26 protein-coding genes are annotated in these 24,042 nt (G+C 67.4%); 12 read left to right on the top strand and 14 right to left on the bottom strand.

The window, feature by feature from the left end:
- Positions 1–77 precede the first annotated feature (77 nt).
- Together A5789_RS28930 and A5789_RS28925 are read right to left on the bottom strand one after the other, a co-directional pair.
- Entirely contained in the window at positions 78–1,121 is a 1,044-nt protein-coding gene (locus tag A5789_RS28930) for a PDR/VanB family oxidoreductase (RefSeq protein ID WP_064903746.1), read from the bottom strand.
- The gene (locus A5789_RS28925) at positions 1,118–2,011 is read right to left on the bottom strand and encodes a metal-dependent hydrolase (protein ID WP_064903743.1); all 894 of its coding nucleotides are present in this window, start codon (positions 2,009–2,011) and stop codon (positions 1,118–1,120) included. The genes A5789_RS28930 and A5789_RS28925 overlap by 4 nt, the downstream gene beginning before the upstream one ends.
- Before the next feature lie 99 nt (positions 2,012–2,110).
- Between A5789_RS28925 and A5789_RS28920 the strand changes: the two genes are divergently transcribed.
- On the top strand, positions 2,111–2,725 hold the full coding sequence (locus tag A5789_RS28920) for a TetR/AcrR family transcriptional regulator (RefSeq protein ID WP_030515750.1): 615 nt from the start codon (positions 2,111–2,113) through the stop codon (positions 2,723–2,725).
- 91 nt (positions 2,726–2,816) lie between these two features.
- Here the strand turns inward: A5789_RS28920 and A5789_RS28915 are convergent, their stop codons facing one another.
- From A5789_RS28915 to A5789_RS37030, 5 genes are all read right to left on the bottom strand, one after another.
- Positions 2,817–3,437 (bottom strand): MBL fold metallo-hydrolase, encoded by a 621-nt coding sequence (locus tag A5789_RS28915; protein WP_227462997.1) that lies wholly within the window; start codon positions 3,435–3,437, stop codon positions 2,817–2,819.
- Positions 3,434–4,516, bottom strand: coding sequence for an S-(hydroxymethyl)mycothiol dehydrogenase (locus A5789_RS28910; RefSeq protein WP_064903739.1), 1,083 nt, complete (start codon positions 4,514–4,516; stop codon positions 3,434–3,436). Before A5789_RS28910 ends, A5789_RS28915 begins: the two co-directional genes overlap by 4 nt.
- Before the next feature lie 130 nt (positions 4,517–4,646).
- Positions 4,647–4,895: a hypothetical protein gene (locus A5789_RS28905; RefSeq protein ID WP_064903737.1), complete on the bottom strand. Its 249-nt coding sequence runs from the start codon at positions 4,893–4,895 to the stop codon at positions 4,647–4,649.
- A 16-nt stretch (positions 4,896–4,911) separates the two neighbouring features.
- Positions 4,912–5,091 carry a hypothetical protein gene (locus A5789_RS28900; RefSeq protein WP_146098655.1) on the bottom strand — a complete coding sequence of 60 codons (180 nt, stop codon included), beginning with the start codon at positions 5,089–5,091 and terminating at the stop codon, positions 4,912–4,914.
- Between the two features lie 5 nt (positions 5,092–5,096).
- Complete coding sequence (locus A5789_RS37030; RefSeq protein WP_156747619.1) at positions 5,097–5,264, bottom strand: hypothetical protein; 168 nt, start codon at positions 5,262–5,264, stop codon at positions 5,097–5,099.
- A 227-nt stretch (positions 5,265–5,491) separates the two neighbouring features.
- Here A5789_RS37030 and A5789_RS28895 point away from each other — a divergent pair, with 227 nt between their 5' ends.
- The 3 genes from A5789_RS28895 to A5789_RS28885 are packed head-to-tail and all read left to right on the top strand — an operon-like array spanning position 5,492 to position 6,761.
- A complete protein-coding gene (locus tag A5789_RS28895) occupies positions 5,492–6,337 on the top strand; it encodes a helix-turn-helix transcriptional regulator (protein WP_193615554.1) in 846 nt (281 codons plus the stop codon).
- Positions 6,334–6,537 carry a DUF397 domain-containing protein gene (locus A5789_RS28890; protein WP_064903733.1) on the top strand — a complete coding sequence of 68 codons (204 nt, stop codon included), beginning with the start codon at positions 6,334–6,336 and terminating at the stop codon, positions 6,535–6,537. The genes A5789_RS28895 and A5789_RS28890 overlap by 4 nt, the downstream gene beginning before the upstream one ends.
- Positions 6,538–6,557: 20 nt before the next feature.
- Entirely contained in the window at positions 6,558–6,761 is a 204-nt protein-coding gene (locus A5789_RS28885; protein ID WP_064903731.1) for a DUF397 domain-containing protein, read from the top strand.
- Positions 6,762–7,016: 255 nt separating this feature from the next.
- On the opposite strand, the gene A5789_RS28880 is transcribed toward A5789_RS28885, so the two are convergent.
- The 5 genes from A5789_RS28880 to trxA all read right to left on the bottom strand — a co-directional run bounded on the left by A5789_RS28880 (position 7,017) and on the right by trxA (position 11,411).
- Positions 7,017–8,213 (bottom strand): alpha/beta fold hydrolase, encoded by a 1,197-nt coding sequence (locus A5789_RS28880; RefSeq protein ID WP_064902345.1) that lies wholly within the window; start codon positions 8,211–8,213, stop codon positions 7,017–7,019.
- A gap of 362 nt (positions 8,214–8,575) precedes the next feature.
- Positions 8,576–9,013 (bottom strand): VOC family protein, encoded by a 438-nt coding sequence (locus A5789_RS28870; protein ID WP_063014507.1) that lies wholly within the window; start codon positions 9,011–9,013, stop codon positions 8,576–8,578.
- 45 nt (positions 9,014–9,058) lie between these two features.
- A complete protein-coding gene (locus A5789_RS28865) occupies positions 9,059–10,036 on the bottom strand; it encodes a universal stress protein (protein ID WP_063910779.1) in 978 nt (325 codons plus the stop codon).
- A gap of 30 nt (positions 10,037–10,066) precedes the next feature.
- Positions 10,067–10,903 (bottom strand): HPF/RaiA family ribosome-associated protein, encoded by an 837-nt coding sequence (locus A5789_RS28860; protein ID WP_082941031.1) that lies wholly within the window; start codon positions 10,901–10,903, stop codon positions 10,067–10,069.
- Between the two features lie 139 nt (positions 10,904–11,042).
- Complete coding sequence (gene trxA / locus A5789_RS28855; RefSeq protein WP_030515760.1) at positions 11,043–11,411, bottom strand: thioredoxin; 369 nt, start codon at positions 11,409–11,411, stop codon at positions 11,043–11,045.
- Between the two features lie 305 nt (positions 11,412–11,716).
- Here trxA and car point away from each other — a divergent pair, with 305 nt between their 5' ends.
- Positions 11,717–15,199 (top strand): carboxylic acid reductase, encoded by a 3,483-nt coding sequence (gene car, locus A5789_RS28850; protein ID WP_064901683.1) that lies wholly within the window; start codon positions 11,717–11,719, stop codon positions 15,197–15,199.
- A gap of 133 nt (positions 15,200–15,332) precedes the next feature.
- Positions 15,333–15,527, top strand: coding sequence for a hypothetical protein (locus A5789_RS28845; protein ID WP_030515762.1), 195 nt, complete (start codon positions 15,333–15,335; stop codon positions 15,525–15,527).
- 154 nt (positions 15,528–15,681) lie between these two features.
- Here A5789_RS28845 and A5789_RS28840 read toward each other — a convergent pair whose 3' ends face one another.
- Positions 15,682–16,446 (bottom strand): SDR family oxidoreductase, encoded by a 765-nt coding sequence (locus A5789_RS28840; RefSeq protein WP_227462809.1) that lies wholly within the window; start codon positions 16,444–16,446, stop codon positions 15,682–15,684.
- Between the two features lie 38 nt (positions 16,447–16,484).
- On the opposite strand from A5789_RS28840, the gene A5789_RS28835 reads away from it, so the two are divergent.
- The 6 genes from A5789_RS28835 to A5789_RS28810 all read left to right on the top strand — a co-directional run bounded on the left by A5789_RS28835 (position 16,485) and on the right by A5789_RS28810 (position 22,587).
- A complete protein-coding gene (locus A5789_RS28835) occupies positions 16,485–16,799 on the top strand; it encodes a helix-turn-helix domain-containing protein (RefSeq protein ID WP_227462808.1) in 315 nt (104 codons plus the stop codon).
- Positions 16,800–16,947: 148 nt separating this feature from the next.
- Complete coding sequence (locus A5789_RS28830; protein ID WP_063014511.1) at positions 16,948–17,409, top strand: hypothetical protein; 462 nt, start codon at positions 16,948–16,950, stop codon at positions 17,407–17,409.
- A gap of 127 nt (positions 17,410–17,536) precedes the next feature.
- A complete protein-coding gene (locus tag A5789_RS28825) occupies positions 17,537–18,439 on the top strand; it encodes a metal-dependent hydrolase (RefSeq protein WP_063014513.1) in 903 nt (300 codons plus the stop codon).
- On the top strand, positions 18,436–19,545 hold the full coding sequence (locus tag A5789_RS28820; RefSeq protein WP_063014516.1) for a PDR/VanB family oxidoreductase: 1,110 nt from the start codon (positions 18,436–18,438) through the stop codon (positions 19,543–19,545). The genes A5789_RS28825 and A5789_RS28820 overlap by 4 nt, the downstream gene beginning before the upstream one ends.
- Positions 19,546–19,575: 30 nt before the next feature.
- Positions 19,576–21,339, top strand: coding sequence for an SDR family oxidoreductase (locus A5789_RS28815; RefSeq protein WP_369817458.1), 1,764 nt, complete (start codon positions 19,576–19,578; stop codon positions 21,337–21,339).
- A gap of 234 nt (positions 21,340–21,573) precedes the next feature.
- Entirely contained in the window at positions 21,574–22,587 is a 1,014-nt protein-coding gene (locus A5789_RS28810) for a pentapeptide repeat-containing protein (RefSeq protein WP_082941030.1), read from the top strand.
- A 118-nt stretch (positions 22,588–22,705) separates the two neighbouring features.
- Here A5789_RS28810 and A5789_RS28805 read toward each other — a convergent pair whose 3' ends face one another.
- Positions 22,706–23,635, bottom strand: coding sequence for a slipin family protein (locus A5789_RS28805; protein WP_082941029.1), 930 nt, complete (start codon positions 23,633–23,635; stop codon positions 22,706–22,708).
- Positions 23,636–24,042: the final 407 nt, after the last annotated feature.

The raw sequence follows: 24,042 nt of genomic DNA, 5'->3' as shown, positions 1-24,042 counted from the left end.
CCGTGCAGTACCGCGATCGGCGTGGCATGCGCTTGTTCGGACAACGTTGTCCCTTCTCGGTGTCGGAGGTCGAGCGCTCAGAGGTCGAGCACGAGATCGTCGCCCGCCGCGCGGGAGACGCAGATCAGCATCCGGTCGCCGCGCTCGGCGTCGGACAGCAGGCGGTCGCGGTGGTCCACGGCGCCGGAGAGCACGCCGGTCTTGCAGGTTCCGCAGAATCCTTGGCGGCAGGAGAAGGTCACGTCCGGCGCCACGCGCCGAATCGCGCTCAGTGCGGTCTCGTTCGCCTCCACCCGCACCGTCCGGCGGGAGCGGGCCAGTTCGATCCGGAACGGCTTGCCGTCGGTGACGGGCAGAGCCGAGAACCGTTCGGTGTGCAGGGAGCCGGTGGGGTTCAGCTCGAACATGCAGCGCTGGGCGGCCGCGAGCATCGGCGGCGGCCCGCAGACGTAGACGGCCGCGCCGGGCTCGGCCCGCGCGATCAGGTCCGCGACCGCGGGCACGCCGCACTCGTCGTCCGGCCGGATCTCCGCATGCGCCGGCAGTTCTGCCAGGAACGGCATGGCCGAGCGGGTGCGGCCGGTGTAGATCAGTTGTCCGCGCGCGCCGGCCGCTGTGGCCATCGGCAGGATCGGGGTGATCCCGATGCCGCCCGCGAGGAACAGGTAGGACGGCGCCTCCACGAAGGGGAAGGCGTTGCGCGGACCGCGAATTCGCAGTGGGTCGCCCACTCGCAGCGTCTCGTGGATTTCCCGGGAACCGCCCTCCCCGTCCGCGATGCGGCGGACCGCGATGCGGTAGCGCTGCCGGTCGGCGGGGTCGCCGCACAGCGAATACTGCCGCTGCCGGCCGGACGGCAGGAAGACGTCCAGATGTGAGCCGGGACGCCAGCTCGGCAGCTCGTCACCGCCGGACGCGCGCAGCGTCAAGCCGGCCACGTCGTCGGCTTCCCGCTCGACGGACTCGACCACCATGTTCAGGTCGAAACCGTTGCGCCGCACCGGGTTCGGCCGCGACAACACCGTGGCGGCCGGTCCCGAGACGAACACGTGTTTGTAGACGTCGATGACGCCGCCGAGCACCCGCAGCCCGGCGGGCACGCTGGTCGCCGCGCGGGTCATCGCTGTGCCGCCCTGGCCGCGGGCGAGTGTGCGAGGTAGCGCAACGCCGTGTCCATCGGGCCAAGCTGGGAGGGATGGAATCCCGGCCGCAGGTAGCGCGGGATCTCGGTGAAGAACGTCGTCCAGCTCGGGATCACCTTGCGACGGGTCGCGCTGACGAATTGCCATCCCCAGAACCGGCCCTTGTCGGGCGATGGGTCCTTGCGATACATGTACGCGGCCGACAGCACGAACAGCGGCAGCAGCGTCGCACTCGCGACCAGCGCCGTCCGCGCTTTGCGGGCGTAGCTGCCGTCGACGTGCATGAACGCGTCGTACACGACGCTGCGGTGCTCCACCTCTTCGGCGCCGTGCCAGCGCACCAGATCGAGCATGGCCGGATGCATACCCTTCTGCTCGAGCACCTCGGCGTTGAGCAACCATTCGCCGAATACGGCGGTGTAATGCTCCATGCCGGCGAACAGTCCGAGCCGTTCCTTGAGCCATTCCTCCTTGGCGCGGCCGGTCAGTCCGTGGTCGCCGAGGATGCGATCGACGGCCCAGCCGATCGCGCCGACGTAGGAGTCGACGTCCAGCCCGATCGACTGCAGGTGCGTGCGAGCGGCCTCGTGGGTAGCGGCATGCATGGTCTCCTGTCCGACGAATCCGGTCACCTCCTCGCGGAGCCGTTCGTCGTCGATGTAGGGCAACGACTCGGCGAGGGCCTGGGCCATCGCCCGCTCACCTTCCGGCAGCAGCAGGTGCATCACGTTGACGATGTGGGTGGCCAGCGCCTCACCGGGGATGTAGTGCATGGGCACGGTGGCGAAGTCGAAGTGCACGTCGCGCGCGTTGATCGCATGCGCCTCGTCGCGGTAGGGGCGCCTCGTCGCGCCAGCTGTCGAAGCCATACACGGAACGTACAGCGCAACATTTTCTATTGCAATGTTGCGCGCAACATTTTTCTCGAGAATGTTGCAAAGGGTGGTCCCTCTGTTAGCGTGGACAGTGTGATCAGCGCGTCGAAAACGGCCTCTACCCGGGACAATGTCGCCGATGGCGTGGAAGCGCGCATCCTCGACGCGGCATTGGTCCGGTTCCAGAAGGTCGGCGTCAAGAAGACCACCATCGAGGACATCGCCCGCGAAGCGGGCGTCGACCGGGTCACGGTCTACCGGCGCATGGGCTCCCGCGACGACGTGGTGCAGGCGGTGGTGAACCGCGAAGTCACCGCCGTGCTCACCGATGTCGCCGAGATTCCCGAGCGCCATGACACCGTCGAGGACCTCGTGACCGACGTCTTCGTCACCGTCCTCACCCGCTGGCGGACCAACCCGCTCGTCGAGCGCATGATGGCCCTCGAGCCGGAGCGGGTCATCATGAAGCTGACCGCCGAGGGCGCCACGACCTTCGCCATGTGCGTCTCCGCGACGGCGGCGGTCTTGCAGCGCGCGGTGGATCGTGGGCTACTGCCCGACGCGCCCGACCTGCTCACCCGCGCCGAATTGCTCTGCCGCATAGTGCATTCCCTCATCCTCGCGCCGTACTGTGCCGGAGAATTCCACAACGACGAAGAACTGGCCGCCTTCGCTCGCGTCTACCTGATCCCGCTCGTCAAGGGGTGAGCGAGGCCGCCACGGTAAGAGTGTCACGGCCGAGGGCCGCACGATCGCTCGTGCGGCCCTCGGCGCGTATATGACTGTGCGGCAGTGATTTTCAGTGACCGCGTTTGATCCATTCCGGCAGGTGCGGCGCCTCCGTGCCGATGGTGGTGGAGTCGCCGTGTCCGGTCAGTACCGTGGTATCCGCGGGCAGATTCAGCAGGCGGGTGCGGATGGATTCGATGATCGTGGGGAAGCTGGAGAACGAGCGACCCGTCGCGCCGGGTCCGCCTTGGAACAGGGTGTCACCGGTGAAGACCGTCTTCTCCGAGGCCAGGTACAGGCTCACCGCGCCGGGGGAGTGGCCCGGTGTGTGCAGAACCTCGATCTCGCTGCCCGCCACCGGAATTCGCTCCCGATCGTGCAGCGGTTCGTAGCGGGTGTCGGGATAGAGGGCACTCCACAGCACCTCGTCGGCCGGATGCAGCCGGATCGGGGCGCGCAGCGCCTCGGCCAGTTCGGTAGCCACGTTGATGTGGTCGTTGTGGGCGTGGGTGCAGACGATCGCGCGCACCGTGCGATCGCCGACGGCCGCGATGATCGGCTCGGCCTGGTGGGCGGCATCGATCACAACGGCCTCACGGTCGTCGCCGACGACCCAGACATTGTTGTCGACATCCCAGCTGCCGCCGTCCAATTCGAACTTTCCGGAGGTGACGACGCGGTCGATCCTCACAACGTCACCACCGATCGCAGCACGTCACCGTGATGCATGGTGGTGAACGCCTGCTCGACCTGGTCGAGGGCCACGCGCTTGCTCACGAACCGCTCCAGCGGCAGCCGTCCCTGGCGGTAGAGGTCGAGCAGCATCGGGAAGTCGCGTTCCGGCAGGCAGTCGCCGTACCAGGAGGACTTCAGCGAGCCGCCGTGCGAGAAGAAGTCGATCAGCGGCATCTCCAGCTGCATATCCGGCGTCGGCACGCCGACCAGCACCACCGTGCCGGCCAGATCGCGCGCGTAGAAGGCCTGCTTCCAGGTTTCCGGCCGCCCGACCGCGTCGATCACCACGTCGGCGCCGAAACCGCCGGTCAATTCCTGCACCCGCTCGACCACGTCATCACCGGCCTCGAGGGTGTGGGTGGCGCCGAGTTCCTTGGCCCACTCCAGCTTTCGCGGATCGCGGTCGATGGCGATGATGGTGGTTGCGCCCGCCAGCCGGGCCCCCGCGATCGCGGCGTCACCGACGCCGCCGCAGCCGATGACCGCGACCGAATCGCCGTAGCTCACCCCGCCGGTGTTGATCGCCGCCCCCAGTCCGGCCATCACGCCGCAGCCGAGCAGTCCGGCCACGGCGGGATCGGTCTCCGGGTCGATCACGGTGCACTGTCCCTCGTGCACCAGGGTCTTGTCGGCGAAGGCGCCGATGCCCAGAGCCGGGGTCAGCTCGGTTCCGTCGGCCAGTGTCATCGGCTTGCTCGCGTTGTGGGTGTCGAAGCAGTACCACGGCTTGCCGCGCTTGCAGGCCCGGCACTGGCCGCACACCGCGCGCCAGTTCAGCAGCACGTGGTCGCCGGGCTGGACGTGGGTGACGGCGTCGCCGACCGTTTCCACCACGCCGGCCGCCTCGTGGCCGAGCAGGAAGGGGAATTCGTCGTTGATGCCGCCCTCGCGGTAGGTCAGATCGGTATGGCACACCCCGCAGGCCTGCACCCGCACCACCACGTCGTGCGGGCCCGGATCGGGGATGACGATATCGACGATCTCGACCGGGGCGCCCACACTGCGGGCGATGACGCCGCGAACCTTCTGGGACATGGAATCTCCTTTACGCGTCGAGGGTGCCGGTTCACCTATGGGTCAGTGTATGCCCGCCCCCAAGATCTCGGACAGGTGTCCGGACTGTAGTTCGGTTTGCGGATTCGTGGCCGCATGAGACGCCCGGCGGTCAGGAGGCGAATCGACGCCGGAACTCCTCGCTCACCGCGCACCACAGGGGGTGGTATTCCGGCAGGAGTGAATGGGCCTGCGCGAGCGTCGGCGTGACGGTGAACATCACCCCGTCGCAGGAGTAGGGGGTGGCCGCGTGGTGCGCGAAACGTGCGGTATCGATGGGTGTTTCGCGATCGGCGAGGTGGGTGATCTCGATTCGGCCGTGGTCGCCGACCCGCCACCACACCGACGATGGGCCGGCCACCGTGCGAAAGTGTTGGTTATTCCCGGTATCGGTCACGGTATTTCGCCTTTCGCGCTCGGTCTTCGTCGGCGATGCGGTCGAGAATGGCGCGCACCGAATATCGTGTGTCCGGCTTGGAAATCTGCTCGGGCCAGAACACCGCGAGCACGATGACCGTCAGCGGAATACTGATCAGCAGAACGAATTCCCAGAACATCCGCGTCACTCCCGACCCGAATCCGGCACCAGGTGTTTTGCCTCGATGAGCAGCTGCTTCGCCTGCTGTTTGACCGGGCATACGCACAAAGCGCAGTCGATATGCAATTGCATGATGATGTGCGCGTAGGAGACGGTCATGATCGGCATTCGATCGTGGTTGAGCAGTCCCATGGTGGATACTTCCCCTGCGATGTGAAAGTGGTTGTCAGCGTTGAGGTTGCATCGACTCGGCCGCGAGTTGTAGTCGAATGGTGGGGATTTCGGGTATCCGTTGCCGTACCGATTGTTTGAACTCGTCTACCAGCAACCTGTCCAGTGGGGACCTGTCCAGAAAGCCGGGACACAATCGATAGGGGAGCTAACGAATGGGGTCAGGGAGCACACTCGCGCAACGAGCGTTGGGGCGTGAACTGCGGCGGCTGCGAAATGCCAAGGGAATGGGACAATCCCAGGCCGCGCGCATCGCGGAAACGTCGCATCAGACCATCGGCCGCATCGAAGAGGGCCAGACGACGCGGATCACCAGCCTGCAAGTGAACGCACTGTGCGACAGCTATGGGGCGACCGATGAGGAGCGGCGCATCTGCCTGGATCTGGTGAAGGAGATTCGCGCATCGCGAGAGGGGAAGGTGACGGCCAGCTGGTGGAGGGCGTATGCGGACGCGCAGGACAGCGGGTTCAACCACTACTTGGCGTTGGAGGATGCTGCAAGCAGTCTGACGCTGTGGAAAACAACCATCGTGCCTGGTCTTCTCCAAACGCCTGCATACCGACGCGCGATGGGGTGGGCAGAACGACCCGATATGCCCAGTGAGCAACTGGAACGACGAATCGAATGGCAGACCCATCGCCAAGAACGATTGAAAGACCCGCATCTTCGAATCACCGCGCTGCTGTACGAGGCCATCCTTCATGAACAGGTTGGAGGGCCGGCAGTGATCGCGGAGCAGCTTGGGCAACTCGCAGCACTGGCCGAGATGCCCAACGTGTCCGTTCGAGTCGTTCCGTTCAACGCATCCAGTCATCTTGGGGCGTACGTCGGCTCGTTCACTCTCTTGGAGTTTCCGGTCTTGCTGTCCGGGCTCTCCGCGCCTCCGATCGTCTATGTCGAAGGTTGGGCCGGGGATCTTTACCTGGAACGTGAGGCGGAGCTGCAGAAATATACTCGGGCTCTCCGGGAGATAGATCGTGTAGCGTTGACCGAAGCCGAGTCGGTAGCACTGATCAAGGAGCACACGCCGTGAGCAACGACCTGTCCGGGGCTAAGTGGTTCAAGTCAAGCTTCTCAGGCGCGAGTAAAGACTGTGTCGAGATTGCGTTCCTCGATGATGCTGTGGGGGTTCGTGATTCGAAGAACCCCACCGGCCCGGCCCTGATCTTCACCCCCTCGGAGTGGTCCACGTTCACCTCAGGTGTGCAGCGCGGCCACTTCGATCGCGCGTGACCAACCAAGGAGCGCACGCCATGAGCAACGATCTGTCCGCGGCGAAGTGGTTCAAATCAAGCCGCTCGGGAGCGAGCAAGGAGTGCGTCGAGGTGGCGTTCCTCGATGATGCTGTGGGCGTTCGCGATTCGAAGAATCCCACCGGCCCCGCGCTGTTGTTCACTCCCTCGGAGTGGTCCTCCTTCACCACCAGCGTCCAGCGCGGCCGGTTCGATCGGGCGTAGCCCTCTCCGCTCATTACGGTCGAGATGCCCCGAAGTCCTTATCTCCCTTGAGCTTCGGTGGTTCTTGCGAATCTGTCGTCGCTGGCGGTGAGGGTGCACCGGGCGGGTGCCGCTCGATTGGGGCCCGGACGGTGATCTGTCTGAACTTTTCGTGCAAACCGCGCCCACATCGACGGAATCCCGCACATTTCCCCGAGGTTTGCACGGAAAGTTCAGCCTTCTGGCACAACGCAATTCGAATCGTGTCCGGTGTTCTCAGGTGAGATGCCGGTCGGCGAGGGCCCCAGCGGCGGCATCGGGCACGTATGTCGCACACGCGGTGATGAGAGCCCGGATCCCGTGAACGGTTTCGGTGGTCAGCGCGGCATGGCGCACCACGTCGAGTTCGTTGGCGACGGTGAGGAGTGCGAAGTCCGCGAGGTCGGTGCCGTCTACGGCGACCACCTCGCCGGTGAAGCGGTCGGTGAGCGGAAGTGGGGTGGTGCCGAGGTGAGGATAGGTCTCGGCACGGTCGCACGCGCCGTAGCGGTAGACCAGCGCTTCCGCGTCGTGACCGATTGCCGCGCGCAGGCGTGATCGCCGGTCGGATGGCAGCAGCGAATGTGGGAAGCCGTCCGTGCCGTAGGTGGCGTGGGTGAGTGCGGCCAGCCGAACCCGGGTACCTCCGCCGAGGTCGGCGACCAGCTGCCGCACCCGCTCGAGATGATCGAGGAGATCCCCACCGGGATGCGCCACCCGGGCCGCGCCGAGTTCGCGCAGCAGCGCCAGCGCCGGCCACGGTGTCGTGAGATCCGCGATCGTCCGCGCCAACGCCTCCGGCTGATCGCGGGCGACCAGATGCCCGGTGCCCGGAATTCGGGTCACCGTGGCGTGCGGAGCCAGCTGGAGCAACCCGTCGGCCTCGACGTCGGTGAGCGATGAGCCCCGACCGGCACGGATCAGAAGGATGGGGATATCCAGTTGTGCGGTGATCTGTCGCAGCCGCGGGACGTGGGCCAAGACATCGTCGATGAAGTCCGGGTAGACATTCGACAGGCCACCGGCATCGAGAAAGCGCCGCACTCGGCCCGCATCGAGATTGGGCACCACATCCACCAGCACCAGCCCCGTGACCTTGGCTCGGGTGCGCGGATCACCCAATGCCGCAACGGCGGAGAGCCCGCCCAGTGAGGCGCCGACGAGCACGCATCCGGGTTCCGCATCGACTATCGCGGCAATATCGCCCCCGCACTCGTCCAGCCTCCTGAGTGACCCACCGCTGTCACCGTGCCCGCGCTGATCGAAAGCGACACACCGCAATCCGTCCTCGACAAGTCGCTCCACGACGGGAGCCCACACCTGCCGCCGCTCACCCCCTGCATGCAGCAAGACAACCGTCGGCCCATCGCCGACCTCCTCCCCGTGCAGGTCCACGTCCGGACGGGCAATATGCCGCGCTCGCACCGCATCCATGGTCTACCCCCGTGCGATAGTCAGGCCGTTCACGATAGTGCCTCGCCGCGATCCCCTCCGACCCCGCGTCCGGCTGAACTAATCGTGCAAACCTCGCCGACGATGACGGAAATCGCCACATCTCGCCGCGGTTTGCACGATTAGTTCACCCCCGCACCTGCCCACAGGCGCTGGGACGTTCCCTGCCACATCGGGATCACCGGCGCACCGAGATCTTTCCGATGATGCACACCATCGTCGTTCGCAGGGAGCTGCTGCGGGAACGTCCGGGGCCGGCCCACGAGGTATTCCGGGCTCTTCTCCGCGGTGAGGGAATCGGCCACGGTTTGCACGATCGGCTCGCTCGAGCGGGCGATCCGCCCTCAGTCCTTCTTCAGCTCCTCGGCGAGCATCACGAGGATGCCGCTCGGGCCGCGGAGGTAGGTGAGCTTGTAGATGTCCTGATAGGTCGCGACGCCGCGAAGCGGATGGCAGCCGTGCTTCGCGGCGATCTCGAGGGCTGCGTCGATGTCGTCGACCGAGAAGGCGACCCGGTGCATGCCGATCTCGTTGGGGCGGGTGGGTTCCGTCTCGATCGCATCCGGGTGGATGTACTCGAAGAGCTCGAGGCGACCGTGACCGTCCGGGGTCTGGAGCATGGCGATCTTGACGTGATTGCCGTCGAGACCGACGGCGGTGTCGGTCCATTCACCACTGACCGTGTCCCGGCCGAGAACCGTGAGACCGAGGTCGGTGAAGAAGGCGATCGTTGCTTCGAGGTCGCGAACGGCGATGCCGACGTTCTCGAGTTTGATGGGCATGCGGTGGATGCTACCGAGCAGGGCTGACCAATTTCGGTAGACGAATCACCGGCCGCGGCCCTCGTCGTCGCGGAACGAGCCGGCACTCATGCGACTGCCCTTCGCCCCGGCCGTTACGTGTTCGGTGACCGCCGCGTCGGCCTCGCCGCCCCGGACGACGATCGTCGGACAGTGCGCGAGATGCAGCAGCGCGGTACTGGTCGAACCCAGAACCAGACCGGGAAACCCGCCGCGCCCGTGGGTACCGACCACCAGCAGTTGCGCGTCCTCGCAGTGGGCGAGCAGCGCCCGAACGGGGCTGTCGCACATCACGACTCGCTCGACCGATACCTCCGGGAACCGTTCCGCCCAGCCGGCCAGTCTCTCGGCCAGCACCACCCGCTCGGTCTCGCGAATCGCCTCCCAGCCGACCACGGGCAGGTCGTAGCCGCTCCGATCGCTCCACGCGTGTACCGCGACCAACCCGGCCCCGCGCCGGGACGCCTCGGCGAAGGCGAGTTCGACGGCCGGGACGCTGTTCGCGGTGCCGTCCACTCCGACCACGACCGGTTTCCGCGCCCATCCGGCGTCGGCGGCCGGATCGCCGTGCACGACCGCGACCGGGCAGTGCGCGTGCCGGCTGAGCGCGGTGCTGACCGAGCCGAGCACCATCCGCCCGATCGCCCCGCGGCCATGGCTGCCGACCACCACCATCCGCGCCCGCGCCGAATGTTCGAGCAGGGTGGGGATGATCATGTCGAAACTGAGTTCGGTGCTGATCGCCGGCGTCGCATCGGGTGTGGCATGGCGCGCCACCGCAGCCGCTTCGGCCAGTACCCGTTCCCCGTCCGCGCGCAGCCACTGCTGTTCCGCGGCGGCCAGCGCAGCGGTCAGGCCCGGATTCGGCGCTACGCCGTAGGACGTGACGATGTGCAGCGCGCAGTGCTGCAACGCGGCCTCGACGGCGGCCCACACCACGGCTTGCAACGCGATCTCCGAGCCGTCGGCGCCGACCACGATCGCCGGTGTATCCGGTCCGCTCATAGGTATCTCCTCTTCCCGTGTGCGCCGGGCCTATTCGGTGCGGTCCGCGGCGTCGGTGCGGTCTGCGGTGTCGGAAGGCGTGATCAGGCCGTAGTGCCCGTCGTAGCGGTGATAGAGCACGCAGCCGCGATCGAGATCCCGGTCCCGGAAGAAGACGAACGGCCATCCGGTCAGTTCCAGCCGGGTGATCGCCTCGGGCACGCTCAGCCGGGGCGCCTGCCGGCTGCTGACGGACAATGCCGGCAGGCCGCGGGTCACCGCGTCGGGACGCGGATCCACCTGCGCCAGACGGTAACCCGTGGCGCCGTCGCGATACAGGACGCTGTCGACGCGGCTGCCGTATTCGGTGAACAGCTGGAACTCGTAGTCCATGAGTTCCATGTCGAAGGCCGCCTCGTCGACGGTCTCGTTCGTCAGCGCGTACGACTTGTGCCGCACGACTCGACGCTCCTCGGCCGGACGCGGGTGGTACGGCAATCCGTTTCGCGGAGCAGCGCCGTGCCGCCATTCGTGGACCGCTCCGGCTCCCCGTCCCCCTCGTACGGCTTCCCAGTGCCGCGAGATGCGGGCGAGGCGTGACTCGAGCCGCGCCCGGAGCAGGTCCACGGCTTCCCGCGTGCTCGTGCCGGTGACCTGCACCCGCACCGGGCGACCGGCGAGATTCACATTGGCCTGGGCGACAACCGATCCGCCGAGGGCGGGATCACCGTGACCGGTGAGCCGCACTCGCGCGGACAGGACGGGCTCCGGCGCGTGGGCCAGCGCACGCCCGATCTTCTCCCGCGCGTAGTCCGCTCCCGCATCCGACACATAGCGGCCGGCGGAGACCTGGAGGATCGGCTCCGCCGGCGAAACGGTGTTCTGCATGAGGAGGACAGTCGCATCCGCGCGGCCCGGTGCGAGAGGGCACAAAGTCACCGTGCCCCTGCCGTTCGACCGCTTCTCGGCGGCCGAACAACCGGCGAAGCCGCGGTGGTTCCGAGGGGCGATCCGGCAGCGACCCGGCTCACACTCGCGCCGCTTGCGCGGCCATCTCTCGGCGCACGTCGTCCATGTTCAACTCGCGTGCCCGTGAAATGAGTTGCTCCAGTGCGTCTTCGGGGACGACGCCCGGCTGCGCGTACAGCACGACACCGTCGCGGACGATCATCAGCGTCGGAATGGAGCTGATCCGGAACGCGCCCGCCAACTCCTCTTCCGCCTCGGTGTCGACCTTTCCGAACACGACGTCCGGATGCTTCGCGGCGACGCGCTCGAAGATCGGCGCGAACATCCGGCACGGACCGCACCAGGATGCCCAGAAGTCCAGAACCACCAGGTCCGAGCCCGCGACGACCTGGTCGAAGTTCGCCTTGGTCACTGTCGTAGTTGCCATGTCTCTCTCTTCTCTCTTGGGTCATATACCCCGGGGGGTATATATGGAAGCGTGTGGGTGGCGCACTTATTCCACGCGGAGTCTCGCCCCGGTGCCGGAACGGAAACGTCTTCACACCGGAATCGAACGACGCCCAGGGGGGTGCGACCATCATGTGAGTAGGCATTTCCGCCGCTGCCTACCGAATCGTTGGCGCAAAGGCTTGACGAACTGGTAGTTAGCGGAGCTAAGTTAACCGTGATGCGCGCTACAGTGGCGCGTGGGGACGACTCGTCCGCCGGTAGACGACCCAGGGAGACCTACCCATGCCCGATGACGTGCAGACGGCCGAGCGTAAACGGCGCCTCGCGGCGGCGATGGCCGACGACGAGGTGCGTGCGGCATGGCCGGATGCGGACGTCAGCGCCGCACTCGCACGCCCGGGCCTGCGCCTGGCCGAACTGGTCGACACGGTCATGACCGCGTACGCCGACCGTCCGGCCGTCGGGCAGCGGGCCGGTGAGATCGTCGTCGACGCCGAGGGGCGCCGGGTGCGGCGGCTGCTGCCGCGCTTCGAAACCCTGAGCTATCGGCAGCTGTGGTCACGCGCCGGCGCGCTGGCGAGTGCGTGGCAGGCCGCGGGGGTGCGCGCCGGTGATTTCGTGTGCACCGTCGGATTCGTCAGCAGCGATTACGTCACCGTCGACCTCGCGGGCGTGCGGCTCGGCACCGTGGCGGTGCCGCTCCAGGCCACCGGCGCTGTCGCGCAATGGAATTCGATCATCGCCGAAACCGAGGCGCGGGTACTGGCCTGCAGCGCCGAACTGCTCGACGCCGCTGTCGAGGCCGCGCTGGCGAGTGCGACGATCGGGCAACTGGTCGTCTTCGACAGCACCGGCGACGACGACGAACGCGCGGCCGTCGCGTCGGCTCGCGCCCGGCTGGCCGAATCGGGTCGCGAGATCGCGTTCGACTCGCTGCACGATCTCGTCGAGCACGGTTTCGCCCTCCCGGCCGTGCCGCTCGCGAGCGCGCCCGGCGACGATCCGTTGTCGCTGCTCATCTACACCTCCGGCAGCACCGGAACGCCCAAGGGCGCCATGTACACCGACCGCTTGGCCGCCGCGATGTGGTTGTACACCGCCAAGGCGCCGGTGCCCGCGATCACCCTCAACTATCTGCCGCTCAGCCATGTGGCCGGCCGTCTGCAACTGGGCGGCACGCTCGCTCGCGGCGGGACCGCCTACTTCACCGCGCGCAGCGATATGTCGACGCTGTTCGAGGATCTGGAGCTGACCCGGCCCACCGAACTGGTCTTCGTTCCGCGCGTCTGCGAGATGCTGCTGCAACACCACCAGGGTGAGGTCGAGGCCCGGATCGCGGCCGGCGGTGAGCGCGGCGTCATCGAGGACGAGGTGAAAGCCGAACTACGCGAACGACTTCTGGGCGGCCGCTTCCTCGGCGCGATGTGCGCCAGTGCGCCGCTGGCGCCGGAGATGCGCGCCTTCATGGAATCCGTGCTGACCATCGGCCTGCACGACGGATACGGCTCCACCGAGGCCGGCGGCAGCGTCATCGTCGACAACAAGGTCCGGCGCCCGCCGGTGCTGGACTACAAGCTCGCCGACGTCCCCGAACTCGGCTACTTCGGCACCGACCAGCCCCATCCGCGCGGTGAACTGCTGCTCAAGACCACCACCATGTTCCCGGGATACTTCAAACGCCCCGAGATCACCGCGGAGATGTTCGACGAGGACGGCTTCTACCGCACCGGCGACGTGGTCGCCGAACTCGGCCCCGACCATCTGGTCTACGTCGATCGCCGCAACAACGTGCTCAAGCTGTCACAGGGCGAGTTCGTCACCGTGGCGAAGCTGGAGTCGGTGTTCTCAACCAGCGCGCTGATCCGTCAGATCTTCGTCTACGGCAGCAGCGAACGCGCCTACCTGCTCGCGGTGATCGTGCCGACCGACGAGGCGCAGGCGCTCCCGGATCTTCGTGCGGCACTGGCCGAATCACTGCAGGAGCTGGCGAAGGAGGCCGGGCTCAACAGTTACGAGATTCCGCGCGACTTCCTGCTCGAGACCGAACCGTTCACTCAGGACAACGGTTTGCTGTCGGGGATCGGAAAGTTGTTGCGGCCCAAACTGAAGGAGCGCTACGGCGAGCGTCTGGAGCGGCTCTACGCCGAACTGTCCCAGGAACAGGCCGACGAACTGGCCGCACTGCGCCACGGTGCGGCCGATCGCCCCGTGCTGGAGACGGTGGGCCGCGCCGCGCGGGCCCTGCTGGGCTGCGCGAGTGGCGATATCCGGCCGGAGGCGCATTTCACCGACCTCGGCGGCGATTCGCTCTCGGCGCTGACACTGTCGAATCTGCTGAGCGAACTGTTCGGCGTGGAGGTGCCGGTGGGCACGATCGTCCATCCGGCGAATACGTTGCGGCGCTTGGCCGAACACATCGACACCGAACGACGCGGCGGCGGCCACCGCCCCACCCTGGTCGCCGTGCACGGGCGCGGCCCGCGGGTGCGAGCCGCGGATCTGACCCTCGACGCGTTCATCGACCACGAAACCCTCACCGCCGCAAAGTCTCTGCCGCCCGCATCGGACCCGCCGCGCACGGTTCTGCTGACCGGGGCAAACGGTTACCTCGGCCGGTTCCTGTGCCTGGAATGGCTGCACCGGCTCGACGCCTGCGACGGCACCCTGATCTGTGTGATCCGCGGCGGTGACGCCGACGCCGCGCGAGCGCGCTTGGACGAGGCGTTCGACAGCGGGGATCCGGTTCTGCTGCAACGGTATCGGGAGCTCGCCGACCGCCGGCTGACCGTCGTGCCGGGCGATATCGGCGAACCGAATTTCGGGCTGAGCGAGGACCGGTGGCGCGAACTCGCCGAAACGGTCGACCTGGTGGTGCACCCGGCGGCGCTGGTCAATCACGTGCTGCCCTACGACCAGCTGTTCGGGCCGAACGTGGTGGGAACAGCCGAGGTCGTCCGCCTGGCGATCACCGCGCGCCGCAAGCCGGTGACCTATCTGTCCACGGTCGCGGTGGCCTCCCAGGTCGACCCCGCGCGCTTCACCGAGGACGGCGATATCCGCGAGATCAGCCCGGAACGGGTCATCGACGGCGGCTACGCCAACGGGTACGGCAACAGTAAATGGGCCGGTGAGGTGTTGCTGCGTGAGGCGCACGACCTGTGCGGACTTCCGGTCGCGGTCTTCCGGTCCGACATGATCCTCGCGCACAGCGAATTCGCCGGGCAGTTCAATCTGCCCGACTTGTTCACCCGGTTGCTGCTCAGCGTGCTCGCCACCGGCCTCGCACCGGAATCGTTCTACCGCCCGGCCGCCGACGGCGGTCGCGCCCGCGCCCACTACGACGGCCTTCCCGCGGACTTCACCGCCGCCGCCATCACCGCGCTCGGCCCCGGCGCCGACAGCGGATTCGACACCTTCGACGTGCTCAACCCGCACGACGACGCCATCGGCCTGGACACCTTCGTCGACTGGCTCGTCGCCGACGGTCACCGCATCACTCGCATCGCCGACTACGCCGACTGGCTGGCGCGTTTCGAGACCGCGCTGCGTGCCCTGCCCGAGCGGCAGCGGCGGCATTCGGTTCTGCCGCTGCTGCATGGTTTCCGTCGTCCGGCTCCGGCAGTTCCGGGATCGGCGCTGCCGGCCGAGCGGTTCCGGGCCGCCGTGCGGGCGGCGGGAACCGGCCCGGACGGCGACATTCCGCATCTGAGCCGGGAATTGATCGGGAAATACGTCCGGGATCTGACCGCTGCGGGTCTGCTGTGAAGATTGCCGAAACCGGACACAGCCGGGGCCTGCCGGGCGTACCGTTTTGCCCCACAGCGTTGGTCGGCGAAGGCGCCGAGGGTGATCGCATCGCCCCGGGCGCTCGCCGAGTGCGACAAGGAGGTCGATTCCGGTGCACCGACTCGAGAAGTCCGCTCTGTGGCGCTGTGTGCTGAACGGATTGTCCGCGCTGGGTGCGGGTTTCGGCGCGATGGTTCCGGTCTACCTGAACGAGTGCCAGGTCGACGACTACCGCGACGCCGAAGCGGCCGCGGCCGAATGGGACTGGTCGATCCCGTATCAGTGGTTCGATCACGCCCACGGGTGATCGTGCGGGCCCGGCGGCGGCCGATGTGGACCGATCGTGGCCGGGCTGCCGGCGCGCCGCGGCCGCTGGTCGGCTCGGCCGTCCGCGAACGGTAGTCGCTTCGCAGCGAGGGGTCGGAGCGTGGCCGTGGCGGTGCCGGCTCCGCGTCCGACGGTCAGGTAGCCGGATCGATGGCGTCGGCCAGGTAGTCGGTCCCGCCGACATAGACCGTATGGCCGGATTCGGTATCGGCCGTGGTGGTATCGGCGATCGCGGTCGCGAACTCGTCGATCGTGGGCAGCGCACCGTGTTCGGTTCGCGCCGCCACCGCGTCAGGATCGCGGCGTTCGAGCAGGCGCACGATGATGGTGCCCTCGATCATGTCGCCCGACACGACCGTGAAACCGATTCCGAGCGAGTCGAATTCGCCGATCATGGCGCGCAGCGCGTCCTCGCCCGCCCGCTTGCTCCGCGCTATGGGCTCGTAGTCCGCCGGGGTGGGTTTGCGGCCGTGGAAATGCGCCTGGTGGCTGGTGACGAACACGATGCGCGCACCCGGGGCCATGAGCGGTAGCGCCAGCCGGACCAGCCGCACCTGGGCGTCACGGTTGATCGCCATCGCGTAATCGGGCGCGGCGCCGTGTTCGAGCCCGCCCGAGGCGTTGAGGATCAGCACGTCCAGCCGCCCGAAGCGGGTGCGGATCTCCTCGATCATGGCCGCGGCGGCCCCGGGATCGGACAGGTCGGCGCCCACCGGCGTCGCCGATCCGCCGTCGGCGGCGATCGAATCGGCGAGAATGCTTGCCCGCCTGCGTTTCTCGCGATAGTTCAGGACGACGTGATCGCCGCGCCCCGCGAGAATCCGGGCGGTCTGCGCCCCGATGCCGCGGGAGGCGCCGGTGATCAACACGATGCGTTGTGAATCCGCCCGCACTCCCACTCGTTGCTTCTCTTTCAGAATCACTATGGTAGTTCGAAATGAGAAGTGCAAGAGAGCGCGAGGGCGCCCCGCGGGCGGCGATGGAACTGCTGGGGCAGCGCTGGATGCTGCGCGTCGTCTGGGAACTGACGCCGGGACCTCTCGGTTTCCTCGAGCTGCGCCGGCGCATGGACAACTGCTCCTCGAGCATGCTCTCGGTGCGCCTGCAGACCCTGCAAGGCGCCGGTGTGATCGTCAAACGCGCCGACAAGGCCTACGAGTTGACCACGGCCGGAACCGAACTCGTGCGGGCGCTGCAACCGCTGTGGGCGTGGGCGGCGAGCAATCTCGACGCCGGCGCGGTGGGGGAATAGTCGCTGTCGTCGACCGAGCGGGCGATAGGTGCCGAGGTTGCGCGTATGCGCCGGTGTCGCGTGCCCACGGCCGCGGAATCGATCCACTAGGTTTGGTAGACACGCCCACGGGCGGCGGGTGGAGTTCGACGAAGATCTGGGGACTGACATGAACGGTGACACGATTCGGCGCGGTAGCCGCCCGCTGTTCGGCGCGGCCGCGGCCGCCGCGTTGCTGATATTGACCGGCTGCGGCTCGTCCGACTCGGGGAACGCTCGCCCGGCCGACTCGGTCGCACCGAAGGCGACAACCGCCAGCACGGTCCCGGAAGTTATCGACTGTTCCTTCAGTAAGCCGGCGGTCCGGCCGGAGAATATGATCCTCGCCTGCGCCGATCTGGGTGCTCAGGTCGAACAGATCGTGTGGCAGAGCTGGGGGCCGGATCAGGCGCAGGGAGACGGTGTCGAGCGGGAGAACACCTGCGATCCCAACTGCGCCGCCGGCAAGTACGTCACCAAAAAGGTGCATCTGACGCTGACCGACGTCGCGCGGCCGGGCAATGTCTTCACCAAGGTGACCACCGTGGATGCCGACGGTCACACCTTCACCTGGCCGAGAACTCCGCGCTGAACCGCTCCGGCGGCTAAAATTATGTGGTACTCAGGGTGTCGCTTACTGCCCGATAATTGCTACGCTGCTGTAGCAACGGTGCCGGTGCGGCCGGAACCGATGGCCGAGATGACGACCAGGAGTACCGATGAAGTTACTTCCCATGCGCAACCGCGGCGTGGGCGATCCCGGTGAGGTGGCGCTGCACGCGCGGAATGTGCAATTCGATTGGCGGGCCACCCCGCTGCACTGGCTGGCCGCCGAACCCATCGCCTCGCATGTGTTCAACTCGCTCAACCTGCTGCTGCCCGAGGGCGAGCGGATGTTCATCCAGACCTTCTCCGAGGCGCTGCCGCTGATCAAGGACGAGAAGCTGCGCGAACAGGTCATCGGCTTCATGGGGCAGGAGGCCATGCATGCCGAGACTCACAACGATTCGCTGCAGCAGGTCTTCCGCGCCCACGGCGTCGACGTCGACAGCTACGCACGGCAGATGGAGTACATCTTCCGCAAGGCGCTGGGTCCGCGAGAGGGGCAGACGCCGCGCGAGGAGTTTCAGACCCTCGTCGAACGGCTGGGCTTCATCGCCACCCTCGAGCACTTCTTCGCCTTCCTCGGCGACTGGATCATCAACGCCGATCTGGAGCGGTTCGACGCCGCGCCCAACATGCTCGACCTGTACCGCTGGCACGGCGCCGAGGAGGTCGAGCACCGCTTCGTCGCCCACGATGTCGCCGGATATTTCGAGGTCGGCTACGTGCGCCGGTGCGCGCTGATGGCGATCACCTTCCCGATCTTCGTGGCGTTGCTGCTGCGCGGTACGAAGTATCTGGTGCACCAGGACGCCGAGCTGCCGAATATGGGGTATCCACGCATCGTGGGCAAGGCGCTCGGTGCGATGTGGCGGGGTGCGCTGCCCGGAATTCCCTCGCTGCTGTGGTCGGCGCTGTCGGTGGCCAAGCCCGGATACACCCCGGCCTCGGTCGGATCGACCGCGCAGGCCGTGGCGTATCTGGCGAAATCGCCTGCGGCACAGGCACTCGCGTCGTGACGACACGCAGGCCCGTGCCCACCGAACTGCCGCCCGACCTCTACGGCGGGCGCGGCTGGGACCGGCCGATCGGCATCATCGGTGCGGTCGCCGAGGCGCGGATGCGGTGGGCGTCGCTGATCCACCGGCGTCCGGTGACCGGCGCGGTCGACAGCGGCCGGTTGCGCGTGCGGGTGGTCGAGCGGCGGATCGAGGCGCACGACGCCGATGTGGTGAGCCTGGTGCTGCGCGCCACCGACGGCAGCGCGCTGCCGACCTGGCGACCTGGCGCCCATCTGGACCTGGAACTGCCGTCGGGCCGGCTGCGGCAGTATTCGCTGTGCGGTGACCCCGCCGATCGGTTCCATTACCGCGTCGCGGTGCGCCGAATACCGGGCGGACTGGGTGGTTCGGTCGAGGTGCACGACGACCTCCGCGTCGGCGCCGAACTCACCATCCGCGGGCCCCGCAACGCCTTTCCGTTCGTCCTGCCGGGCCACGGATCCTCCGCTGCCCGTGTGCATTTCGTCGCGGGAGGCATCGGGATCACGCCGATCCTGCCGATGGTGCGGATGGCGCATCGGCTGGGCGTGGACTGGACCATGGTCTACACCGGCCGCAGTCGCGACACCATCCCGTTCCTCGCCGAAACAGAATCCTTCGGCAGCCGGGTGACGGTGCGCACCGACGACGAGGGGGGTGTGCCGACGGCGGCGGAACTGCTGCCCGGCGTCGGCGTCGACACATCGGTCTACTGTTGCGGGCCGGTCCCGATGACCTCGGCGATCGCCGCGGCCGTTCGCGAAATGCCCGGTGTGGAAATGTATTCCGAGCGATTCTCTGCCGCGCCGGTGGTCGACGGCAAGCCGTTCCGCGTCGAGCTCGCCCGCACCGGTGAGGTGCTCGACATTCCCGCCGACCGCTCGGTGCTCGACGAAGTGCTGCGCGTGCGGCCCGATATCGCCTACTCCTGCCGGCAGGGTTTCTGCCGCACCTGCAAGGTCCGGGTACTCGACGGGCAGCCCGATCATCGCGACACCGTCCTCACCCCCGGCGAGCGCGCCGAGGGCGAACTGCTCATCTGCGTATCACGGTGCGCCGGTGAGCGTTTGGTGCTCGACCTCTGACCTCCACTCGCCCTCTTCGAGGAGATTCTCGTGACCGACACCGCCCCCGTTCCGGACTCCGAACACTTCGTCCGCAACGGTGACTTCGATATCGCCGTCTACGAATACGGCGATCCCGCCGCACCGACCATGCTGCTCGTGCACGGCTGGCCCGACGACCATCACCTGTGGGATCGGGTGATTCCCAAGCTGTCCGGGCGTTTCCACGTCGTCGCCTACGACACCCGCGGCCACGGCCGCTCCACTCGGACCGATCGCACCGAGGACTACGGCCTGGACCGCTTCGCCTCCGACTTCTTCGCGGTGGCCGATGCGGTGAGCCCGGACCGGCCCGTGCACGTGCTCGCCCACGACTGGGGTTCGGTGCAGGTGTGGGAGGCAGTGTGTGAGCCCCAGGCCGCCGCCCGGGTGGCCTCGTTCACCTCGGTCTCCGGCCCGAATCTCGACCACCTGGCGAAGTGGACCCGCAATCGGATGGGCCGCGGCGCGGTGTGGGGCCCGGCCACGCAGCTGCTGTCCTCGGCCTACACCTTCCTGTTCATGACCCCCGGCCTGAACAAGGCGGTGATGCGGCCGCTGTCGTCGGAGAAGGTGTGGAAGCGGTTCATCGGCCTGATGAACGAAACCTCCCCGGAGAACGTCACATTGGGCCCGGCGTTCCGGCAGGACTTCTTCGACGGCATGCGGATCTACCGCGCCAACATCCTGCCGCGCATGCTCGGCCCGCGCGAGCGGCACACCGAGGTGCCGGTGCAGCTGATCATCGCGCGCCGCGATATCGCGGTGCGTCCGGCCGGGTACGACGACACACCGAAGTGGACCGATCGGCTGTTCCGGCGCGAGATCGCGGGCGGGCATTGGCTGCCGTTCTCCCATCCGGAGTTGCTGGCCACCTCGGCGACCGAGCTCGCCACGGCCGTCGACACCGGTGAGTATCCGCGCACGCTGCGGCGCGCCGAGGTCGGCGCGCAAGCCGGGCCGTTCACCGAGCGGCTGGTCGTGATCACCGGCGGCGGCAGCGGCATCGGCCGCGAAACGGCGCTGGCGTTCGCCCGCCGCGGCGCCGAGGTCGTCCTGTCGGATCTGAACCTGGACGCCGCCAAGGAGACCGTGGAACTGATCACGGCGGCCGGTGGCATCGCGCACGCCTACGCCGTCGACGTCTCCGACGAAGCGTCGATGAGCGAGCACGCGAGCGCGGTGATCGCCGCCCACGGCGTGCCCGACATCCTGATCAACAACGCCGGCATCGGCCAGGCCGGAGACTTCTTCGAGACCTCCGCCGCCGAATTCGACCGGGTGCTGCGGGTGAACCTCGGCGGCGTGGTCAACGGCTGCCGCACCTTCGGCGCCGCCATGGCCGAGCGGGGACTCGGCGGACATATCGTCAACCTGTCCAGCATGGCCGCCTACAGCCCGCAGCAAGGTTTCAGCGCCTACTCGACCAGTAAGTCCGCGGTTTTCATGTTCTCCGACTGCCTGCGCGCCGAACTGGCCGGCAAGGGTATCGAGGTGCACACCATCTGCCCCGGCATCGTGCACACGAATATCGTTGCGACAACGAAGTTCTCGGGCCTGTCCGACGATGCGGAGGCCGCGAAGCAGGCCCGCTACGACGCGCTGTACCGCAAACGCGGCTACGGCCCGGAGAAGGTCGCCGACCGGATCGTGCGCGCGGTCGAACGTCACCGCGAGATCGTCCCGGTCACGCCGGAAGCCCACCTGCAGTACCACTTCAGCCGCTTGGCCCCGGCCGTCAACCGCTTCGTCGCGGCGCGGGTGAAGCTGACGTAGGCCGCGTTTCGCGTCGTCGGCGCGGGGGACCGGCGCGTCACGAGGGCGGCGTCGCGGACGGACAGGGACTCGGACCACTCGCTCGCTTCACCCGGCGAGTGGTCGGCCCGCGGATTCTGATCGACTGGCCGGCAACGTATTCGACGCCGACAATGGCTGCGTGTGGAAGTTCCACGCCGAAGCCGATCTCGCGGCATCGTCCCCTTGTCGGCGTTCGTGGGTTGAAATGTCGGTATGGATCTTTCCGAACGCTCTGGCTCGGAGCCTTTCGCCGCGTCCGTGGGTGAGAACCCGCCCGCGCGAAACCGGGACTTTCACTGGGGATGGGTGTGGGCGGCGCTGGGCAGCGGGCTGGCTGTCGGTGCCGTGGTGCTGTGGCTGTTGTGGGGCGGTGACCTCACCTCGCACCGAGGTGCGTTCGACATGGCGTGGAAGAGTGCGGCCTCGATTCTGGCAATCCTGGCAACCTTCATCACCGTGCATCGCTTCCGGCTCAACCAGGCCGAACATCGAGCCAAGGTGCGAGCCGACGAGTTCGCCCGGGCCGACGCCATCGAGCGGCGCGTCACTGAGCTGTACACGAAGGCGGCCGAGCAGCTCGGCAGCGACAAGGCGCCGGTCCGGTTGGCCGGCCTCTACGCCCTCGAGCGTCTCGCACACGGCAACCCCGAGCATCGACAGACCATCGTCAACGTGCTCGGGGCATATCTTCGGATGCCGTTCGACCTTCCGAACTCACCCGACGGCGAACCGATTGCGCAACAGCATTGGGCGACAGAGGAATTGGAGGTCCGCAAAACCGCGCAACGCATACTGTCCACGCACCTCCGGCTTCGAGAGGAGCGAAGTGCGGAGCATTCGGTGATGTATTGGCCGGGGCTGAGTATCGACCTGGCCGGCGCGCGGCTGGTGGACTTCTCGCTGAGCTGGTGTCGGCTCGTGCACGGGCGATTCGACGGCGCGAAGTTCCACGGCCAGACACGATTTCATCGGACCGAGTTTCTCGGAGACGCCCGGTTCACCCAGGCGAAATTCTATGGCGACGCGGACTTCACCGAGGCGATCTGCAATGCCCGAGCGCAGTTCTTCACCGCCAGTTTCCAGAGCAGTGTCCGATTCTCGCAGGCGATTTTCCGCGGGCAGGTCACGGTTCCCAGCGGTTGGCGGCTCGAACCGCATCCCCGAGAATCCGACAACCGGATCTTGATCAAGGACCCTGCGCACCGGGCCGGTGCCAAACTTCCGTGACCAGCCGGAACTCGACAGAGCGTGCTCGATGCGCTGGAGGCCGGTGGCTACCTGCCGTACGTCGGCAGCTCTCGCCAACCTGCACGACCTGTGACTTTCGAGCAGGAGACTGCCGCGTTCACTCCGGGCGAATAGGGTTCGGCGAGTGTGATCGGTCGTATTCCGGGAGCGGTTCGGTGGCCGGTGTCCTGTTGCCGGGTTCGGCCTCCGGCTCGAGCGTCGACTCGCCCTGGGGCAGATCGGCGGTGTCCACCGGAGTCCCGGCCCCCTCCCGACCCGATTCCGGCGGGGTCGACCGTTCCAGGAAGCGCAGCAGCTCCACCGGGAACGGCAGTACCAGGGTCGAATTCTTCTCTGCCGCAACTTCGACGACGGTTTGGAGCAGTCGCAGCTGCAGGGCCGCCGGGGCGGTCGCCATCCGTTCGGCGGCGTCGGTCAGCTTTCGTGAGGCCTGGAGCTCGCCCTCGGCGGTGATGACGCGGGCGCGGCGTTCACGCTCGGCCTCCGCCTGCCGCGACATCGACCGTTTCAGCGACTCCGGCAGCGCCACATCCTTGATCTCCACCCGGTCGATGTGGACGCCCCAGGCGAGGGCCGGGCTGTCGATCATCAACTCGAGACCCTTGTTCAGCTGTTCGCGGTTGGACAGCAGATCGTCGAGTTCGCTCTTACCGATGATCGAGCGCAGCGAGGTCTGCGCCACCTGTTCGACGGCGAACAGATAGTCCTGGACCTCGACCACCGCCTGCGTCGGGTCGATCACCCGGAAGTACACCACCGCGTCGACCCGCACGGTCACGTTGTCGCGAGTGATGCCCTCCTGTCCCGGCACCGGCATCGTGACGACCTGCATCGGCACCTTGTGCATCTTGTCGACGAACGGAATGAGCACCCGCAAGCCCGGATTACGCACCGCCCGCACCCGGCCGAATCGGAACACCAGCCCGCGTTCGTACTGCTGAACCACTCGCAACCCGGTCCCGAACGCGACCCCGGCGCACACCGCCCCCGCCCCCACGATGAATGCGGCAAACGTCGCAACGTCCATAGCGTCACCACCATGCGAAACGCCCGGCACGCCCGCGACCGGGCTCCTGCCATCGATCATGGCACCGTTGCGCCGAGCGGGCCACGAACGGCCGGCGAAGGAGGTTCGCGGCCGGCGAGGTCGCCCGGGTGCGGCACAACCGGCTCACCGGGCGAACGCCCGGTTGTGCGGCTACCGTCCGCTCATGCACTTCGTCGTCATCGCGGCCGTGGTCGGCGCACTCGTCTGGATCTCGGTGGCAGCCGTTCGCCGAGAAGCATCGCCGTCGGCGCGGCGTCGGAAATGGGAGGCCGGCGATGCGGGTCGCAGTGGCCGCAGATTCAGCGGAAGTGATTGCGGCGGAGGCGGTTGCAGTACGGACAGCTTCGGCGGGGACAGCGGTTGCGGTGGGGGGAGCAGTTGCGGCG

The organism is Nocardia sp. 852002-51101_SCH5132738, assembly GCF_001665695.1.
Taxonomy (GTDB): Bacteria; Actinomycetota; Actinomycetes; order Mycobacteriales; family Mycobacteriaceae; genus Nocardia; species Nocardia nova.
The sequence above is the reverse complement of the archived record's forward strand: the minus strand, read 5'-3'. Positions and strand labels throughout refer to the sequence as shown.

Bases quoted from the DNA above. Each gene is read 5' to 3' on its own strand.
- A5789_RS28810 (WP_082941030.1), top strand. From the start codon at position 21,574: ATGGATCTTTCCGAACGCTCTGGCTCGGAGCCTTTCGCCGCGTCCGTG.
- A5789_RS28900 (WP_146098655.1), bottom strand. From the start codon at position 5,091: ATGTTCTGGGAATTCGTTCTGCTGATCAGTATTCCGCTGACGGTCATC.
- A5789_RS28825 (WP_063014513.1), top strand. From the start codon at position 17,537: ATGAAGTTACTTCCCATGCGCAACCGCGGCGTGGGCGATCCCGGTGAG.
- A5789_RS28930 (WP_064903746.1), bottom strand. From the start codon at position 1,121: ATGACCCGCGCGGCGACCAGCGTGCCCGCCGGGCTGCGGGTGCTCGGC.
- A5789_RS28860 (WP_082941031.1), bottom strand. From the start codon at position 10,903: ATGCAGAACACCGTTTCGCCGGCGGAGCCGATCCTCCAGGTCTCCGCC.
- A5789_RS28885 (WP_064903731.1), top strand. From the start codon at position 6,558: ATGAGCAACGATCTGTCCGCGGCGAAGTGGTTCAAATCAAGCCGCTCG.
- A5789_RS28830 (WP_063014511.1), top strand. From the start codon at position 16,948: ATGAACGGTGACACGATTCGGCGCGGTAGCCGCCCGCTGTTCGGCGCG.
- car (WP_064901683.1), top strand. From the start codon at position 11,717: ATGCCCGATGACGTGCAGACGGCCGAGCGTAAACGGCGCCTCGCGGCG.
- A5789_RS37030 (WP_156747619.1), bottom strand. From the start codon at position 5,264: ATGGGACTGCTCAACCACGATCGAATGCCGATCATGACCGTCTCCTAC.
- trxA (WP_030515760.1), bottom strand. From the start codon at position 11,411: ATGGCAACTACGACAGTGACCAAGGCGAACTTCGACCAGGTCGTCGCG.
- A5789_RS28865 (WP_063910779.1), bottom strand. From the start codon at position 10,036: ATGAGCGGACCGGATACACCGGCGATCGTGGTCGGCGCCGACGGCTCG.
- A5789_RS28870 (WP_063014507.1), bottom strand. From the start codon at position 9,013: ATGCCCATCAAACTCGAGAACGTCGGCATCGCCGTTCGCGACCTCGAA.
- A5789_RS28805 (WP_082941029.1), bottom strand. From the start codon at position 23,635: ATGGACGTTGCGACGTTTGCCGCATTCATCGTGGGGGCGGGGGCGGTG.
- A5789_RS28910 (WP_064903739.1), bottom strand. From the start codon at position 4,516: ATGTCCCAGAAGGTTCGCGGCGTCATCGCCCGCAGTGTGGGCGCCCCG.
- A5789_RS28835 (WP_227462808.1), top strand. From the start codon at position 16,485: ATGAGAAGTGCAAGAGAGCGCGAGGGCGCCCCGCGGGCGGCGATGGAA.
- A5789_RS28880 (WP_064902345.1), bottom strand. From the start codon at position 8,213: ATGGATGCGGTGCGAGCGCGGCATATTGCCCGTCCGGACGTGGACCTG.
- A5789_RS28925 (WP_064903743.1), bottom strand. From the start codon at position 2,011: ATGGCTTCGACAGCTGGCGCGACGAGGCGCCCCTACCGCGACGAGGCG.